Annotated in this window: 16 protein-coding genes and 1 pseudogene; 7 read left to right on the top strand and 10 right to left on the bottom strand. The window is 59.9% G+C overall.

Annotated elements, in window-relative coordinates:
- Nucleotides 1-92: 92 nt before the first annotated feature.
- Nucleotides 93-1,472 (top strand): sodium:solute symporter family protein, encoded by a 1,380-nt coding sequence (locus Q6A47_RS15200; protein ID WP_039576230.1) that lies wholly within the window; start codon nt 93-95, stop codon nt 1,470-1,472.
- 81 nt (nt 1,473-1,553) lie between these two features.
- Here Q6A47_RS15200 and Q6A47_RS15195 read toward each other — a convergent pair whose 3' ends face one another.
- Together Q6A47_RS15195 and Q6A47_RS15190 are read right to left on the bottom strand one after the other, a co-directional pair.
- Nucleotides 1,554-1,682, bottom strand: a complete 129-nt coding sequence (locus Q6A47_RS15195) for a PA1414 family protein (protein ID WP_295484792.1) — start codon at nt 1,680-1,682, stop codon at nt 1,554-1,556.
- 188 nt (nt 1,683-1,870) lie between these two features.
- Nucleotides 1,871-2,281 (bottom strand): transcriptional regulator, encoded by a 411-nt coding sequence (locus tag Q6A47_RS15190; RefSeq protein ID WP_304484698.1) that lies wholly within the window; start codon nt 2,279-2,281, stop codon nt 1,871-1,873.
- Nucleotides 2,282-2,526: 245 nt separating this feature from the next.
- On the opposite strand from Q6A47_RS15190, the gene Q6A47_RS15185 reads away from it, so the two are divergent.
- The gene (locus tag Q6A47_RS15185; protein WP_304484697.1) at nt 2,527-3,087 is read left to right on the top strand and encodes an RNA 2'-phosphotransferase; all 561 of its coding nucleotides are present in this window, start codon (nt 2,527-2,529) and stop codon (nt 3,085-3,087) included.
- Nucleotides 3,088-3,275: 188 nt separating this feature from the next.
- Here Q6A47_RS15185 and Q6A47_RS15180 read toward each other — a convergent pair whose 3' ends face one another.
- Nucleotides 3,276-4,985 carry a ShlB/FhaC/HecB family hemolysin secretion/activation protein gene (locus tag Q6A47_RS15180; protein WP_304484696.1) on the bottom strand — a complete coding sequence of 570 codons (1,710 nt, stop codon included), beginning with the start codon at nt 4,983-4,985 and terminating at the stop codon, nt 3,276-3,278.
- Nucleotides 4,986-5,148: 163 nt separating this feature from the next.
- On the opposite strand from Q6A47_RS15180, the gene Q6A47_RS15175 reads away from it, so the two are divergent.
- On the top strand, nt 5,149-5,421 hold the full coding sequence (locus Q6A47_RS15175) for a hypothetical protein (protein WP_029615212.1): 273 nt from the start codon (nt 5,149-5,151) through the stop codon (nt 5,419-5,421).
- A 56-nt stretch (nt 5,422-5,477) separates the two neighbouring features.
- Here Q6A47_RS15175 and Q6A47_RS15170 read toward each other — a convergent pair whose 3' ends face one another.
- Complete coding sequence (locus Q6A47_RS15170; RefSeq protein WP_039576222.1) at nt 5,478-6,800, bottom strand: DEAD/DEAH box helicase; 1,323 nt, start codon at nt 6,798-6,800, stop codon at nt 5,478-5,480.
- A gap of 141 nt (nt 6,801-6,941) precedes the next feature.
- On the opposite strand from Q6A47_RS15170, the gene Q6A47_RS15165 reads away from it, so the two are divergent.
- Nucleotides 6,942-8,216: a mechanosensitive ion channel family protein gene (locus Q6A47_RS15165; protein ID WP_304484695.1), complete on the top strand. Its 1,275-nt coding sequence runs from the start codon at nt 6,942-6,944 to the stop codon at nt 8,214-8,216.
- Between the two features lie 77 nt (nt 8,217-8,293).
- On the opposite strand, the gene Q6A47_RS15160 is transcribed toward Q6A47_RS15165, so the two are convergent.
- From Q6A47_RS15160 to Q6A47_RS15150, 3 genes and pseudogenes are all read right to left on the bottom strand, one after another.
- Nucleotides 8,294-9,601 carry an MFS transporter gene (locus tag Q6A47_RS15160; protein WP_304484694.1) on the bottom strand — a complete coding sequence of 436 codons (1,308 nt, stop codon included), beginning with the start codon at nt 9,599-9,601 and terminating at the stop codon, nt 8,294-8,296.
- Between the two features lie 288 nt (nt 9,602-9,889).
- Nucleotides 9,890-10,048: pseudogene (locus tag Q6A47_RS15155) on the bottom strand (IS5/IS1182 family transposase); the annotation flags it as partial.
- A 145-nt stretch (nt 10,049-10,193) separates the two neighbouring features.
- Entirely contained in the window at nt 10,194-10,919 is a 726-nt protein-coding gene (locus tag Q6A47_RS15150; RefSeq protein ID WP_304484693.1) for a hypothetical protein, read from the bottom strand.
- Nucleotides 10,920-11,380: 461 nt separating this feature from the next.
- Between Q6A47_RS15150 and Q6A47_RS23200 the strand changes: the two genes are divergently transcribed.
- On the top strand, nt 11,381-13,432 hold the full coding sequence (locus Q6A47_RS23200; RefSeq protein WP_440137889.1) for a hypothetical protein: 2,052 nt from the start codon (nt 11,381-11,383) through the stop codon (nt 13,430-13,432).
- Between the two features lie 108 nt (nt 13,433-13,540).
- Here Q6A47_RS23200 and Q6A47_RS15135 read toward each other — a convergent pair whose 3' ends face one another.
- Nucleotides 13,541-13,996, bottom strand: a complete 456-nt coding sequence (locus Q6A47_RS15135; protein ID WP_304484692.1) for a winged helix-turn-helix transcriptional regulator — start codon at nt 13,994-13,996, stop codon at nt 13,541-13,543.
- A gap of 137 nt (nt 13,997-14,133) precedes the next feature.
- On the opposite strand from Q6A47_RS15135, the gene Q6A47_RS15130 reads away from it, so the two are divergent.
- A complete protein-coding gene (locus tag Q6A47_RS15130; protein WP_304484691.1) occupies nt 14,134-15,414 on the top strand; it encodes an MFS transporter in 1,281 nt (426 codons plus the stop codon).
- Nucleotides 15,411-16,283, top strand: coding sequence for an EamA family transporter (locus Q6A47_RS15125; RefSeq protein WP_304484690.1), 873 nt, complete (start codon nt 15,411-15,413; stop codon nt 16,281-16,283). The genes Q6A47_RS15130 and Q6A47_RS15125 overlap by 4 nt, the downstream gene beginning before the upstream one ends.
- Nucleotides 16,284-16,362: 79 nt before the next feature.
- Here Q6A47_RS15125 and Q6A47_RS15120 read toward each other — a convergent pair whose 3' ends face one another.
- Nucleotides 16,363-16,722, bottom strand: coding sequence for a cupin domain-containing protein (locus Q6A47_RS15120; protein WP_029612351.1), 360 nt, complete (start codon nt 16,720-16,722; stop codon nt 16,363-16,365).
- Nucleotides 16,719-17,312, bottom strand: coding sequence for a GNAT family N-acetyltransferase (locus Q6A47_RS15115; protein WP_039576211.1), 594 nt, complete (start codon nt 17,310-17,312; stop codon nt 16,719-16,721). Before Q6A47_RS15115 ends, Q6A47_RS15120 begins: the two co-directional genes overlap by 4 nt.
- Nucleotides 17,313-17,478 lie beyond the last annotated feature (166 nt).

Here is a 17,478-nt window from a genome sequence, read left to right as displayed (position 1 = left end):
CCATAGAGGCCCGCCAACACTCGATGAGGAGCACCGGGCGCGGTCAGCGTGCCCGGATCGATCTCGCATAATAAAGATAATCGGAGACACCCATGGCCTTGGACATCATCGTTGTACTGATCTACGCCGTCGGCATGCTGGGATTGGGCTGGTACGGCATGCGGCGGGCGAAAACCCACGAAGACTACCTGGTGGCCGGACGCAACCTGGGGCCCACGCTGTACATGGGCACCATGGCCACCACCGTGCTGGGCGGCGCCTCGACCGTCGGCACCGTGCGCCTGGGCTACGTGCACGGCATTTCCGGCTTCTGGCTGTGCGCAGCCCTGGGCCTGGGCATCGTCGCCCTCAACCTGTTCCTGGCCAAACCGCTGCTGCGCCTGCGCATCTTCACCGTGACCCAGGTGCTGGAGCGCCGCTACAACCCCATGGCGCGCCAGGCCAGCGCGGTGATCATGCTGGTCTATGCATTGATGATCGCAGTGGTCTCGACGCTGGCCATGGGTACCGTGCTGCAAGTGCTGCTCGATGTGCCGTTCTGGATGGCGCTGCTGTTCGGCGGTGGCGTGGTGGTGGTGTACTCGACCATCGGCGGCATGTGGTCGCTGACCCTCACCGACATCGTCCAGTTCGTCATCAAGACCGTGGGCCTGATGTTCATCCTGCTGCCGGTGTGCGTGTTCAAGGTCGGCGGCTGGGATAGCCTGGTGGCCAAGCTGCCAGCGGCGAGTTTCCAGCTCACCACCATCGGCTGGGACACCATCGTCACCTACTTCCTGATCTACTTCTTCGGCATCCTCATCGGCCAGGACATCTGGCAGCGAGTGTTCACCGCACGTGACGCCAAGGTGTGCCAGCGCGCCGGCACCGCGGCCGGTGTGTACTGCGTGATCTACGGCCTGGCCTGCGCGCTGATCGGGATGGCCGCCCATGTGTTGCTGCCGGACCTGGCCAACCCCAACAACGCCTTCGCCGAGATGATCAAGACCACCCTGCCCGACGGCATCCGTGGCCTGCTGATGGCCGCTGCCCTGGCGGCGATGATGTCCACCGCCAGCGCCTGCCTGCTGGCCGCCTCGACCACCCTCACCGAGGACCTGCTGCCACGGCTGCGCGGCGGCAAGCAGTCGAGCCTGAACGTCAACCGGCTGTTCACCCTGCTGACCGGCCTGGCGATGCTGGCCATCGCCCTGGTGGTGGACGATGTGATCGCCGCACTGACCCTGGCCTACAACCTGCTGGTCGGCGGCATGCTGATCCCGCTGATCGGAGCGATCTTCTGGAAGCGCGCGACCACCGCCGGCGCCATCGCCAGCATGTCGCTGGGCTTCGCTACGGCACTGTTGTTCATGGTCAAGGATGGCCTGGAAGCCAACTCGCCGATCTACTACAGCCTGGCGGTCGGTCTGGTGAGCTTCATCGTGGTCAGCCTGCTGTCGCGCAAGCCGATGGCAGCGGTCAACCTGGCCTGATCCACGACTGGCGTTTTCGCCCGCAACGCAAAAGGCCGCCGCCTCCTGCTCAAGGAGGCGGCGGCCTTTTTCCTGTCGCGGTCAGCGCCGACGGGGCTGGCGCTTGCGCTGTTCTGCGTCGCTGGGAATCGGCACCGGCTGCAGCGGTGGCGGAATCAGACCCAAGGCGACGCCGAGGTCATGGAGCCAGTTGGTCATTGGTTTATTCATCATTGCCCCCTTTACGGGTCAGCCTCACGGCGAAGCGGTTCTGCGGTGCGTCAAACAGATCATAGTCGGATGTTCTGATTGTCGCCTGCGTCTAATCCTACACATAGGGCCGATTCTGCCGCAGATCAAGCGCGAAAGGCGCCAGCCGACGGTCGATTAACTGTTTCACCTTGTTGCGATGGCGATACCTACACCGCTCCGGGGGTGATTTGCGGCTTGGCCGACACCTTGTCGAAGGTGGCGGGGTCCAAGGCATCGCTCTCCTGATCGAGGCGCAGGCGCGGGCTGTCGGCGCCCGGAATGGCACTGTCGATCAGGCTGAGCAGGCCCGAGCCACGTTCGGTCAGCACGAAATTCTCGCCATTACCGCCCTCCTCTTCAGGGCGCGGGGCGATGAAGCCACGGTCGAGCAGCAGCTTTTCGTATTCGCAAGCGCGGGTCTTGAGCCGGTCCACATCGCCCACTGGCTCACCGGCACTGGCCAGCGCTGCCGCGTGCTGTTCGGCGTAGGGGCGCGGGGTGAAATGTTCACCGGCACCGTTCTGCACTTCGTGCAGCAGGCGTTCGATCAGATCCCAGTCGTAGGTGCTCGTGCTCATGGCGGTGGCCTCGTTCAATGGGCGAAGGGCTGTACAGAGGGTGGGACCGGCGGCGTGTCGCTGGCGTTCAAAACGTCTGCTGGTCAATGACCTTGTGCGCTCAAGCGGGGCATCGCTCGGTCGGTAACGGTAGGAGGCAAGGCGCTTGTCAGTCCAATGCCTTGAGCACTGATGCCTTGAGCACGGGGAGTGCAAAGGCGACAATTCCCACGCCAAAAAAGAAAAAGACAAAAAGGAAATCGAGTTTGAACAAGAAACAGCGTGACGAAATAAGCAAATTTCTGAGCTATGTACTGCGCCATGAACCTCACGCCATCGGCCTGACGTTGGACCGCGATGGCTGGGCCGAAGTCGATACCCTGCTGCAAAACGCCGCCCAACACGGGCGCAACTTCGACCTCGCTGCGCTGCGCGAGGTGGTCGATACCAACGACAAGAAGCGCTTCACCCTTTCGCAGGACGCCCGCTACATCCGCGCCGCCCAAGGCCACAGCACCGATCAGGTGGATGTTCAGCATGTCGAGAAAACGCCTCCGGCCCTGCTCTATCACGGCACCGCGAGCCGCTTCATGGCCTCCATCGAACGCCAGGGGCTGCTAGCCGGCACACGTCACCATGTGCACCTCAGCGAAGATCCGCAGACTGCCCTGGGCGTGGGCAAACGCTACGGGGAGCCCGTGTTGCTGGAGATCGATACGGCGAAGATGCGCGACGCTGGCGCGAGGTTCTATCAAGCGGACAATGGTGTGTGGCTGGTGGATCACGTACCGGTGGGCTTCTGGAGTCGGTCACAGCGGGCGTGCTGACTGGCTGCCCTGCAATCACGCCCCAAGCTTGAAACACACCCACACAGCGCGATCCTCGCCACCTTCGGCGCAGGTCGCAAAGACACAGCGCTGCTCAGGGCAGCCCCTCCATATCTCGAATCCCCGAGGCACACGCCCCCAGGCGATGGCCCTTTCACGAAGAATGGACAAGGCGTACGACTCGACCGTCAGATGAAGAAGTCGAGCCGGAAGTAGACCGGACGCTCTTTGTCGGGCACGGCGTCCGGGCGCTCCAGGCTATGGGCGAAGGTGACGCTGGCAGCCAGGTGCCGGCCCCGGGCGAACAACTCCAGCGAGTGGCTACTGGCGCGGCCGTGACGGTCGCCGTTGTAGCGGTCGTTGCGGATCACGCCCAGGTCACAGCCCAGGCCCATCCCGTACTCGGCGATCACCGGCTGCAACACCGGCCAGGTCACCGGTCGGGTCCAGCGCAGGTCGTTGCGCCAATAGCCGCCGCTGTCCCCGGACAGCGACTGATCCTTCAAGCCACGCACCGACGACAGCCCGCCGAGGCTGATGCGCTGCGGGCTGAACAGCACGTCCTCGCTGCGCTGGGCGGTGGCCAGGCTGGAGAAGGACAGGTTCTCGCCAAGCACTTGGAAGCCTTGCACGTAGCTCAGCGTGGCGGTGTACTTGCGGTAGCGCGCCACTGGCTCGCCGGGCTGGGGATGGCTGTTGCTCTGGGCGTCGAAGGCGCCGATGCCCGACTGAGTGCCAAGGTCAAGGTTGACGAAGGCGGTGCCGATACGCCGACCGTGGTTGATGCCGAACTGCGCTTCGCTGAGGCGGTTGCTGCTGGCTTGCAGGCGGCTGTCTTCGATGTAGTTGTTGGTGCGCAGGTGCGCCAGGCCGACGTTCACCGAGGTCTTGCTGGTGGCATCGCGGTGCAGCACACGGTCGGCGCGCAGTTGGTGGTTCTGGCTGTCGCCGGTCTGCTTGAACGTGAAGCCGTTGGCCTGGGCTTCGGAGCGATAATCGGACTCGCTGTAGCTGTAGCTGAAGTTCCACCACCCCCAGGGCAGGTTGTACGCCAGCGTACCGTTCTTCGACCCTTGCGTGTGGTCGCTGACCACATCGTGACCGCCGCGCAGGCTCAGTTGGTCGGCCAGGCCCAGGGGGCTGTCCCATTCGAAACCCAGGTTGACCTGCTGCTCGCCGGTGCTGCGCTGGCCTTCGTTGTTGCGCGACAGTGAGGCGCGCCAGGGCTTGTCGGGCTGGCCTTTGACCTGCACCACACTGGCGCCGACGGCGTCACCGGGCAGCAGCTCCATTTGCGCACGGGTCGAAGGCAGGCGATTGAGCTGATCGACCATCTGCTCGATCTCGCGCAGGTTGAGCACCTCGCCTTCACGGCCGGGGAAGGCCATGGCGATCTCACGCGGCGACAGACCGCTGGCCGGGTCAGCCCGCAGACCTTGCACACGCCCTTCGACCACCAGCACCTGCAGGTGACCGCTGGACAGGTCCTGCTGCGGCAGATAAGCGCGGCTGGTGACCAAGCCACGGTCCAGGTACAGGTCGGTGATGGCCTTGAGCAGGACATTGAGTTGACTGACGCCCAGGCACTGGCCGATGAAGGGCTTGGTCAGACGCTCGCGGTCGGCGGCGCTGAGGCTGTCGGCCCCCTTGATTTCGAGGGTGCGGATGGTGAAGCAGCGGGTGTCTTCGGGCAGCGGCTGGGTGCTGGGCGCCGGCGTGTTACCAGGCAGGTCGCGCAGCTCATCGAGGCGCCGCTGCTGTTCTTGCAGCAGGCGGTCCTGACGATCGCGAATGAGGTCTTGCTCCAGCGGCGTGGCGGCCAGGGCGTCGGCGCCGGAGAAACCAACAGTCAGCAGCAGGAGCGCGTGAGCGGCGCGCGTGCGAAACCATGTCGCCATGTTCCAGTCCCTGGACGGTAAAAAACGGGGGGCGAAGCATAACCTCATGGCTTTTTGACGTCAATTTGCCATCAGCTGTACTACCAAGCCCTCTGGGTCATTGACCTGAACCTTTGCCGCCGGGCGCTACTCCACCCTGTGACTGCACAAGGAGGAAACGACGATGAACGTTCTGTGCCGCATAACCCTGTTCGCCAGCCTGTCCTGCGCCCTGCCCGCCTGGGCGTGCACGCCCGACGAGGCGACGCAAAAACGAGAGGAACTGGCAGGGCTGGTGACGCAACTGACCGAGCAGAACCCGCAGAAGGCCAAGGAAATCAACGAAGAACTCCAGGGCATGGAGTTGGGCACGGCGAGCAAAGACCTGCCGGACAAATGCCAGCTGATCGACAAGCGGATTCAGGAGTTGAAGGAAGCGGAGCGCAAGGCAGGATAATCACGGGCCATACCGGTGCAGGAGCGACCTCGCGCCGCTCCTGCACCGTTGTGCAATTACTCGGCCTTCGGCGCCCGCTTTTTCAGCGGCGCCAGGCCATCAGCGCTGGTCAGCGGCGCGTTCGGACGCGGCTTGGCGCTCGGCTTGCGCTTGGCCACTGCCTTCTTGTCACCGGCCTTCTTGTCGGTCTTTTTCTTCTTCACGCCCGCCGCCTTGCCCGACGCCTTGACCTTCTTCGGCCCGCTGTAGGTGCCCTTGACCTCCTTGATCACCCGGCGCTCGAACTGCTGCTTGAGGTAGCGCTCGATGCTCGACATCAGGTTCCAGTCGTTGTGGGTGATCAGCGAGATCGCCAGACCTTCGCCACCGGCACGCCCGGTGCGGCCGACGCGGTGCACGTACTCGTCGCCGCTGCGCGGCATGTCGAAGTTGATCACCAGGTCCAGGCCATCGATGTCCAGGCCGCGCGCGGCCACGTCGGTGGCCACCAGCACCTTGGAGCTGCCCTGCTTGAAGCGCTCGATGGCCAGCTTGCGGTCCTTCTGGTCCTTCTCGCCATGCAGCACGAAGGCCTTGACGTCCTTGGCCACCAGGTGACCGTAGATGCGGTCGGCCAGGGCCCGGGTGTTGGTGAAGATGATCGCCTTGTCGAAGGTCTCGTTGGCCAGCAACCACTGCACGATCTGCTCTTTGTGCTGGTCGTGGTCGGCGGTGATGATCTGCTGGCGGGTGCCTTCGGCCAGTTGGGAGACGCTGTTGAGCATCAGGTGCTCAGGATCCTTCAGCACTTTGCCAATGATGTCGCGCAGCGCCGCGCCGCCAGTGGTGGCGGAGAACAGCAGGGTCTGCTCGCGCTGCTCGCACTCTTTGCACAGGCGCTCCATGTCGTCGGCGAAGCCCATGTCGAGCATGCGGTCAGCTTCGTCGAGGATCAGCACCTGCACGTGCGACAGGTCGAGGTTGCCGGCGTTGAGGTGCTCGAGCAGGCGGCCCGGCGTGCCGATCAGCACGTCCGGCACCTTGCGCAGCATCGCCGCTTGTTCCTTGAAGTCTTCACCGCCAGTGATCAGGCCAGACTTGATGTAGGTGAACTGCGAGAACAGTTGCACCTGCTTGAGGGTCTGCTGGGCCAGCTCGCGGGTCGGCAGCAGGATCAAGGCACGGATTTCCACGCGCGGACCGCTGAGGTCGACCAGACGGTTGAGCAGCGGCAGCACGAAGGCGGCGGTCTTGCCGCTGCCAGTCTGCGCCGTCACGCGCAGGTCGCGCCCTTGCAGGGCCAGGGGGATGGCCGCCGCCTGCACCGGGGTCGGCTCGACAAATTTCAGCTCGGCCACGGCTTTGAGCAGGCGTTCGTGCAGGGCGAATTGGGAAAACACGGGTGTACCTCAGGTAGATGCGGACAATTCGGCTGCATAGGTTAACGTTTTCCGCTGCCGACGCCGAATTTCTTTTGGCACCCTGCCCCGCTTCCGCGCTCTAATGGCGCCTCGTCAGGCAACTGCAGACCGTTTTTCGCTATGGATATCCAACGACTCTGGGTCGACGCCCTGGACCTCTGGGGCACCCTCGACCAGCACCCTTTGTTGCACGCGGCCCTGGGCCTGGGCGTGCTGCTGCTGATCTCGCTGGTGCTGGGGCGCATCGCGCGCTTTCTGGTGCTGCACGCCAGCCGCCTGCTGGCGCGGCAACCGGCGCTGCGCTGGATCGAAGACCTGCGCCATAACAAGGTGCTGCAGCGCCTGGCACAAACCACCCCGTCGCTGGTGATGCAATTCGGTCTGCGTCTGGTGCCGGAGCTGTCCGACACGGCGCAGCATTTCCTCGGCAACCTGGCCCTGGCCTTCACCCTGCTGTTCCTGAGCATGGCCCTGTCGTGCCTGCTCGACGCACTGCTGGACATCTACGCCCGCACCGAGCACGCCCGCACCCGCTCGATCAAGGGCTACGTGCAGTTGGCGAAGATGGTGCTGTGGGTGTTCAGCGCCATCGTCATCGTCGCCACCCTCATCGACCGCTCGCCGCTGCTGCTGCTCTCGGGCCTGGGTGCGATGTCGGCGGTGCTGCTGTTGGTGTACAAGGACACCCTGCTGTCGTTCGTGGCCAGCGTGCAGCTCACCAGCAACGACATGCTGCACGTCGGCGACTGGATCGAGATGCCCCAGGTGGGCGCTGATGGCGATGTGATCGATATCACCCTGCACACGGTGAAGGTGCAGAACTTCGACAAGACCATCGTCTCCATCCCCACCTGGCGCCTGATGAGCGAGTCGTTCCGCAACTACCGCGGCATGCAGCAGTCGGGCGGGCGCCGCATCAAGCGCAGCCTGTTCATCGACGCCACCGGCGTGCGCTTTCTCACCGTGCAGGAAGAACAGCGCCTGTCCGGCGTGCGCCTGCTGGGCGACTACCTCGCCACCAAGCGCAAGGAGTTGCACGACTGGAACGAGGCCCAGGGCCTAGTCGAAGAGCTGGCCGCCAACCGCCGCAAGCTCACCAACATCGGCACCTTCCGCGCCTTTGCCCTCGCCTACCTGAAGAACCACCCCGATGTACACCCGAACATGACCTGCATGGTGCGCCAGATGCAGACCAGCGCCGAAGGTGTACCCCTGGAGGTGTACTGCTTTACCCGCACCACCGCCTGGGCCGACTACGAACGGATTCAGGGGGATATCTTCGATTACCTGCTGGCGGTGTTGCCGGAGTTTGGGTTGAGCGTGTATCAGCAGCCGAGCGGGAGTGATATGCGCTCAGGGCTGGCGGCGCGGGTCGAGCGGATGAGCGAGGCCTGAAAGCACTGACCCTATTGGCGCTGAGGTCGCGTGTTCGATCAAATAGCGCGACACATAACGTGCCGCGCTGGAATCGATCAAATCTTGCGAGGAACAACCTTCAACACGATAAGTGCACCGACGAGACAAACAGGGGCAATACTGAGCATACCCAAATACTTGTTGTCGGACAGTTCGTTGATAAAGCCAATAGCAGAAGGTGCCACGATCCCACTCAGTTGCCCCAGGGAATTGATCGCCGCGATTGCAGCCGCAATAGCAAGGCCATTGAATTTAGTCTGAGGAATAGCCCAGAACACAGGAATCGCAACAAACGAACCCGCCGTTGCCAAGATCAGCGCACTCATGAATAACACAGGGTATTCGGGATAGGTACACGCCAGGAAATAACCGACACTTGCAACGGTCAAGGAAACCCATAGAGGCGTACGACGGTTACCCTTACGATCAGAATATCGTGTCACAACCAGCATTCCAACAAAGGCGAATGCATAGGGGATCCCGGTCAGCAAACCGATCGTCGTCAAGTCTTCAACGCCAGAACGGCGGATGAGATCTGGCATCCAGAAATTGATACCGTATGCTGAAACCTTGACAACAAAATAAATCAAGCCAAGTGCAAGAACCTCCCAGCTCATGAGCACTTTCAGAATAGAGCCATGCGCTGGCTTAGCCGCTGCTTTAGCATCGCCGAGTTGCTCAATAAGATAGGCTTTTTCCTCTGCAGCAAGCCAACGGGCTGAGCTGATATCTCGATCCAGCTTCCAGACGGTGACGAGGCCGAGCACTACACAAGGGAGACCCGACATCAAGAAGAGCCAATGCCAGCCAGCAAGACCCATGACGCCATTCATATGCGAAAGAATGAAACCGGCGACAGGCGCACCGAGCGCACCTGAAATCGGCCCGGAAAGGAAGAACAGCCCGTTAATGGAAGCCATCTTTCTACGCGGGAACCAGCACGCCAAGTAGAAAAGAATCGCTGGGCCGAATCCAGCCTCCATGACGCCAATCAGGAACCTGAGGAAATAAAGTACATACTCACTCGAGGCAAACATCAGCGCCGCTGTCGCCAAACCCCACGAGATCATGATGCGGCAAATCCAGCTCGGGGCCCCATATTTTTTCAAGCCTATCGTGCTAGGCACTTCGAATAACACATAGCCGACGAAGAAGATGCTTGCTGCAATACCATACGCCGCATCGCTGAGACCTAAGTCCGCCTGCATTTGAGCTTTTGCGAAACTGATATTGATACGATCAAAATAGGAGAAAAAATAACAAACCACCGTTAAAGGCAAGATCCGCCAGGCCACGCGGCGATAGAGCTTCAACTCATCGAGACGTTCCTGACCAGGTGCTGCAATTGCGCTTGAGATGCCCATCGAAGACTCCAATTTTTATTGTTTGAACTTGATATCGCTTATGAAGCCAACGTATTACCCATACGCTGCCATGCAATAAATCGAACTGCGCTTGACCGCAGTTTTTTCTAATACAGAGATGATTATTCACCAGGATGGTGGTCGCTTGAGTCTATAAACCAACCCATCCACTGTAAATTTAAGAAAACAACATAGGTTATAAGAAAAATCCGTATCCGTCATCCGACCAGTACGGCCGCACCATGGGCGGATGCTCGTAAACAGTTCCCCTTCGGTTCATGTGGTTTCCAGTGGATACGGTTTGCGGCCACCGTCAGCATTCGGGTAATGACGCTCGATCAACGCCACCAATCCGCTCCACGGAAACACCTGCTCCATCTCGGCCAGGAAACGCTCGCGACGGGTTTACTTGCGCTTACCGGCGTACTCGAAATCGGAAAAGCTCATCCCATGACTTATGGGATGGAGGGCTTGTAGGGGCAGTTGGACGGAAGGCTATTTCAGCACAGGTCAGATGGCCTGTGCTGACTTGATCAGAGAATCCCTAAGTGCGCTCGAAAAATAGATAAAACCGAAACAGGCTTATTGTATGTCAGTTGCCCACACTAACCTTCAGCCTGTTAATTGCCTCAGCGCACCCATAGCCAGCAGCTTTATTAAGATAAGCAAGCTGTTCCTGCCTATGATGCAGTGCGGACATTTGCCTAGCAAGCGCCATATAAATATTGGCACGAAAGCCCTTTTCGTCGAGCGGTACTATTGATTTTTCCTGCGAACGATTCCCTCGATCGCAACTGGGCATCATGGTTGGCTGTGGATAATACCTCACATATCTATCCTCATTATTCGGCAGAGCATTAATGAGCGCTCGAAAGTCACGCAATGTAACATCACTCGTACAGCTGTATATCATCTGCAAAGCGGCGGGAGTGAAGCCCTTACTCAAGCTGGATTTAAGAAGACCACAGGTATACTCAGTGTTTTCCTCACGATTTCCAAAAGTATAGATTGCCAATGCCAAACGATACTGTGCAGCAGGATGACCTTGCTCAGCTGAACGGGTAAGCAGAGGTAGGGCCTCTTCCACAAGCTCCTTGAGCTCGTCCATGTAGCGCCTTTTTTTATCTGCAGGAAAATAGTCATTGGCAGATAACTGATCTCGCTCATCGAAAATATCATTGTTGATCTCATCGATTCTTGCCAGATAAGGAAGGGACTTTAAATAGAGCCCATCACTCTCCCCAGAAATAATCAGTTCGCCCGCACCCGCGGACGATGCCAAAAAAATTGAACATGCAGCAAAGATTGGATTTACCACAGCGAAAGTCCTATTTCGTGCTCAACATTAGTCACCCAGCTCATTTAGTAACCGACGAAATCCGAACCTACTTAAATGATTCCCACTCTCGTCGGAGCCTACCGGTCGCAGAATCGAAAGATTGCGTACAGTTCAGGGGACCACCAAGCATTGGATGATACTACGCGAGACCTGCTGCCTGATCAGGTAGCCTGCAATCGGCGATGCGTTTTCTTCAACCTGCATACTACATGCCCCATTGATGCAGTATCGTAGATTGACTTCGGCCGCTCATGTTCCGGCCACGCGCTGGAACAGGAATCGCTGGCGAAACTGACGGCTGCAATAATGGGAAACGACAGCACGCCGCTCGGCTTCGAGTCCGTTTTCAACGCTTTATCAGGTAACTTGCTCAACGAAAGATCGATAGCCGGACAGGCAACGTCGCTCGCCCTACACCTACCTCTATCAAGGATGAAACGATGGGCCTCGACGCGTTCACGCCCCTGCTGAATTACCTGCTGGCGCTTTTCCCAATCCTCGGTGTGTTTGCCGTCTGGTACCGGATCACACCGGCTTCACAACTGGGTTTGCGTGTCGCCGTTGTAGTGATCGCCTTCATCTTCACCCGCGACATGATGACGCCGCATGCACTCTGGAGCATTGGCAGTAAGCCGGCCCTGCAGTTTCATGCCAACCCGTGGGTGCTTGCGCTGCTTGGCGTGGCCTCAATACTGCTGATTGCCTGTCTCGCCAGGCTGGCGCCTGCGCTCTGGCGGCTGGTGACAGGCTTCAAGGGCAACCGCGCTTGCGGTGCGGCCGTTGGGGTGGCCGCAGGCTGTGCAATAGGTTTGCCGTTGAGGATTTACCAAGGCATCGAAGCGCCTCCAATCCTTTGGCTGCTAGGTTTCATGCTGTTCGCTTTTGCTGGGAATGCGCTCGAGGAAGTGCTCTTTCGAGGTGTACTGCAGGGCCTTTTTGGAGACGCAGACATCAGCGCAACGCGCCGCACTTTGCAGTGCAGTCGCCTTCAGCGCATGCCATGTCTATCTGGCTTTCATGCTCACTCAAGCGGGATGGCCAATTATCCTTTTCACCTTGGTAGAAGGACTGGTTTGCGCACAAGTCCGACTGTGGTGGGGAACAGTTCCTGCCGTACTCGCACACGGGACGGCCATCGCATTACTCGGCGTGCCGATGGGGTAAGAGGCTGCGAGATGGAAAGAGGTCGGCCCTATGTTGAAGGGCGAAGAACATCCCGTGTGTGCCGATGCCGGGGATACCGGGGAAGAGAAACGGCCGAGTTAGATGCGAGGCGAATAGACGCCTCTTTATTGAAGTACGCACAGCGCTACCTATCAAAATTGCCAGTTTCGCCTACCCGCTTCTCATCGTACGTTGACGCCTCTGATGGACGGCGCAACCCATGGAGGACCTCAATGAACAAACCTATTAGCTCGATCCTACTCGCCGGTCTGATGATGCACTTACCGAGTCTATACGCCGCTCCGATCGACGCGTCAGTCGCGTCGGTAAAGACCGGAATTGCGCCCTGTTATAAGAAGGACAAGGGCGTTAACTGTGAGGTGTCTGCTGTCGCGCGGGTCGGTGACCAACTGATCTTTGCCAATGACAAACAGATGCCCAAGTCTGGAGACCCTGCCATTTTCACAATACCGATCGACAGCAAGAACACGCTGACGGGGGCGCCTGTCTACCTGAGCGGCAAAGTGATCAATGAGGCCGATAAATACGAAGGGCTGTCCACCACGCTTGACGGCAAGTACGTAGTCGCTATCACCGCCTTCAACAAGGAAGGCACTGCGGAAAACCCGGCGGCTGATGTACTCAATACTCTGCTCTATTGGCCCGTAGGATCGCCACAGGATGCAAAGATCATCAATGGCTCGACGCGGGGGCAGGTCGCCAGCTCGCGGGCGTTACGCGAACGTATCAGCAAAGCCATTCAAGCGCCGTACTACCAGATTGAAGCACTGACGACGGCGCCGGGTGAGCGGCTCCTGGCAGGCATCCGCAAATACGGTGAGAACAGCAAGAGCGCAGATTTCTCGTTTTTGCTGCTGTCGATTCCCTTCAAGATCAATGAACAGGGCGCTGTTCTCGGGACCGAGTTCGAGGTCATCTGGAAGCTCACGCCCGATGAACTCACGAAGAAGCTGGGCGCTTCCTATGGCCCCCGTCCGGAGCTGGGGCTCTCAGGAATTGAATTCGATCGTTACAACAAGGATCGCTTCTACGCCATCACGAGTTTTGAAACGGACAATGCACTCGGGGGATATCTTTGGGTCTTGCCGTTTGACGGTAAGACACTCGGTGAGCCACAACCTGTGCGTATGAAGGACGGTACTCCACTAGCCTTCGACAACAAGCCGGAGGGCGTTGAGGTGCTTGACGAGCATCATGTACTGGTTGTGCATGATGATGATCGTGTTCGGGTTAAAGACCCTGAAACGGGCGTTCAGCGCCAAGCACACGAGTTTGTTTACAACGTCGTGAGTTTCAGCGCTCCATAATTGCGGTTAATGGGCTGCGAGCCCTCCATGTCTTACATGGGACCCGAGCGCCTTGTATCAAGGCGCATCGGGGAACTACCGGACTGGTTGCAGACGTGAAGACGCAGCTCATGCGTCACTGACCACCCTCACCCGATGACAATCCCCCGGCCCAAGCACCTCTCCGCTCACCGAGCGCACCGCCATCGTCATCACCGGCTCGCCCGATGCGTTATCCAGCAACACCGACCGTGTCTCATGCGGCTCGAACGCGAACCGCTCGCCCCACTGCCGCAGGGCGACCACAATCGGAAAGATCTCGCGTCCTTTCTCCGTCAGCACGTACTCCTTGTAGGCACTGCCGTCCGAAGCCGGACGGATGTCGAAAACCCCCACTTCCACCAATGCCTTGAGCCGCGATGTCAGGATGTTCTTGGCAACGCCCAGGCTTTTCTGGAATTCGCTGAACCGACGCACGTCGTCGAACGCATCACGAACGATCATCAGCGACCAGCGATCTCCAATCGCCTCGAGCGACCGGGCGACAGGGCATTCCCGAGGATCGGGCGAAGATATCTCAGCCATTTCTCACCTTCTGAAATAGGGAATTCTCAGATCACGTGACTTCGTCCCACAAAAATCTGGTTGCAATTTGAAACAGGAATAAACCATGATTCCAAATGGTTTCAGTTTGCAACCAGAATAGCCGGATGGAATGCGTTATGACAGCCGAATTCAAGCTCCCAAAGGATCGACCACCGCAACCTCACCCATCGCGGCGGCCATCACCCGCCGACCAGTGTCATGACGAGCACCTCTCTGGCCTGCACCCTTCCCTCACGCTGCTGCTATCGGTGACCTGCGGTTTGGCCGTCGCCAACGTCTACTTCGCCCAACCCCTGCTCGCCTCGATGGCTCGAAGCCTGGACGTCGCACCTGGGCTGATCGGTAGCGTGGTCACGATGACGCAAGTCGGCTATGCGCTGGGGCTGCTGCTGCTCGTTCCTTTGGGCGATCGGGTTGATCGCAAGCGGCTCGTACTCACCCAGACAGCACTCTGCGCCCTCGCGCTCGCGGCGGTCGGCGCGTCGCAGACCTGGTTGATGCTGCTGGGCGCCATGGTGGTCGTCGGCCTGATGGCGGTGGTCGCTCAAGTGCTGATGGCCTATACCGCCGTGCTGGCGACGCCGTCAGAACGCGGACAGGCGGTCGGCACTGTCACCAGCGGCATCGTGCTGGGGATTCTCCTGGCGCGCTTTACCTCAGGGCTGATCGCTGACCTGGCCGACTGGCGCGCGGTTTACGGCCTCTCCTCGGGGTTGATGCTGATACTCACCCTGGTGCTGGCCAAGTGCTTGCCCGACGCCCCGCCGCAGCGACGCGGGAGCACCTATGGTGCGCTCCTCCGCTCCGTGTTCACGCTGCTACTGACCGAACCGGTATTGCAGATTCGGGGATTGCTGGCGCTGCTCGTCTTCGCCGCGTTCTCTGTTCTGTGGACGGCGATGGTGCTACCGCTGAGCGCCCCGCCGCTGTCTTTATCCCACACGTCCATCGGCCTGTTCGGCTTGGCAGGCGTTGCTGGCGCATTGGCCGCCAGGCGGGCCGGCATCTGGGCAGACCGGGGCCTGGGCCAACGGGTCAGCGCTATCGCCTTGGTCTTGCTGACGCTTTCCTGGCTGCCCATCGGCTTCGCCCAACATTCGCTGATCGCCCTGGTGTGCGGTGTGGTGGTGCTCGACTTCGCCGTCCAGGCCGTCCACGTCACCAACCAGAGCCTGATTTTCGCCGCACGACCGGATGCCCAGAGCCGCATGGTCGGCGCCTACATGCTGTTCTACGCCATCGGCAGCGCACTCGGCGCGGCCGCCGCGACCCAGGTCTACGTGCACTGGGGATGGCCTGCCGTATGCCTGCTGGGCGCCACGATCAGCGCTGCCGCGTTGATCCTGTGGTGTTTGACCGTCCGCAGCTCAACCGCCCGCCCAGGAAGCTTGCAATGAAATGCCGACACCTGCTGCTCGCCATCTCCATCACCGCCATCTGGGGTCTGAATTTCTCGGTGATCAAGCTGGGACTTGCCAGCGTCGATCCCTTCATCCTGGCCGGCCTTCGCTTCACCCTCTGTGCGCTTCCCGCCATCCTGTTCATCCCCAAGCCCGATGTGCCCTGGCGCTACCTGGTGGGGTATGGACTCGCGTTCGGCGTTGGCTTGTGGGGGATGGTCAATCTAGGCATCCAGTCGGGACTGTCGGCGGGCATCGCGTCGCTGGTACTGCAGTTCAGCGCGTTTTTCACCCTTGTGCTGGGCGCCAAGGTCTTCAACGAACAGGTGTCGCGCTACCAAGTGGCCGGAATGATCATCGCCCTGTGCGGGTTGCTCAGCATCGTCTCCATCGTCGACGGCAGCGTGACGATGACAGGCCTGGCGCTGGTGCTGCTAGGCGCATTGGCGTGGAGCGTGGCGAATGTCATCAACAAGAAAGCGCAGACCACCCAAGTGTTTGCGTTTCTGGTGTGGTCCAGCGCGTTCTCTCCCCTTGCGCTGTTCGCGCTCGACTATGCCGTGAACGGCACCCGCGGGTATCGCGCCCTACTCACCCACCTGGACTCGAGCGCCGTGCTATCCATTCTGTTTCAGGTCTACCCCAATACCCTGTTCGGCTACTGGGTGTGGAATTCTCTGATGAAGCGCTACCCAGTCTCGACCATCGCACCGTTATCACTGCTGGTACCGGTGTTCGGTATGGTGGGTTCGGTGATGGTCTTTGGTGAGGCGCTTTCATTCAGCAAGATCGTTGCGGTGGTGCTGATCGTGTCGGGGCTGGCGGTTGGGCTTTATGGGAAGCGGATCGTGGATGGGCTGAGGTAGAAGGCTGTTGCGGCACGCCAAATAACGCTCGAGCGCCACACACAGGATAGGCGTGGCGCTCGATAAAGCGGCCGCGTGCCTAGTTCGCGGGCAGGAGAATCACGAAGTTCTTTTTCATGTCTTCCAGCACGGTCCACTTACCCTTGGCGCCCGGCTCGATGATGAACGTGTCGCCAGCAGCCAGTGTGACGGGGGCGCCACCCTCGAGTTCGATGACGCAGCGTCCACTCAGGACATGGCAGAACTCCCAGACTTTATAGTCGATGCGCCACGCACCGGTGCTGGCTTCCCACTCCCCGGAAATGCGACCTTGCTGTTCGTCGTGATAGTACTTGGACGTCAGTGTATGAGGATCGCCTTCCACGACTTCTTCAAAAAAAGGAAGGTCGCGCACCGGCTGGATATCGAGTTCGCGGAACACGGTCAGGGTCTTGTTCATGGTTTGTTCTCGATCAGGTTGTGGTTGGGGCGATACATCAAATAGGCCTCACCGGTTACGCCCAGCATCGGGTGCGGCACGATCTGGCAGGTTTTAACGATCTGAAAACCGTGGCGCTCGTAGAAGCGGCGTGCGCCGTGGTTTTCTGCATAGTCGATCAGGCACAGCCCCTTCAGGCCAGTGTCCTCGGCACGCTGTTGGGCGTGGCGAAGAAACTCAACGCCCAACCCCTGGCTGCGCCAGGCTTCATCCAAGGCCAGGCTGGATATGTACAACGTGTCGGGTATTTCCATGTCGGCATAGGGCGCCAGAACCGGGTCTGTTTCGACAGGCCTGTCAGGGACTTCATGCAGGGCATAGCTATGCATCATGCCGATGACGCGCCCTTCGGAAGTGGCCATCAAGCAGTTTTTATAGGAGAAGTCGCCTTGCTCCCTGGCATAGCGCGATGCACCCACACTCAGCAGTGTTTCTCCAGGCGCGGCGAGCTTGCTCCAGATGTAGTCGGCCATGCCCTCCGATGTCAGTTGAAAGAAACGCGCGATATCGGGTGCGTCCGAGGCTTGAGCGGGTCTGAATTCGATGGGCATGTGCAGTGCTCGCAGGGATCGGATGGGAGTTTTCGGGAGTTACGCCTGTGATGGAGTGGCAGGATAGGTGGGCTCAACGGCTTGCATCATGCTCGGGGCGAACACTGTCGGTATGGCGTGCGACGTTGGTCGGTGATCGGAGGTACGTGATCGGCTGATGGCTCAG

It is taken from the genome of Pseudomonas boreofloridensis, assembly GCF_030580795.1.
Taxonomy (GTDB): domain Bacteria; phylum Pseudomonadota; class Gammaproteobacteria; order Pseudomonadales; family Pseudomonadaceae; genus Aquipseudomonas; species Aquipseudomonas boreofloridensis.
Note: the sequence above shows the minus strand (reverse complement) of the source record. Positions and strands in the feature narration are given on the sequence as shown.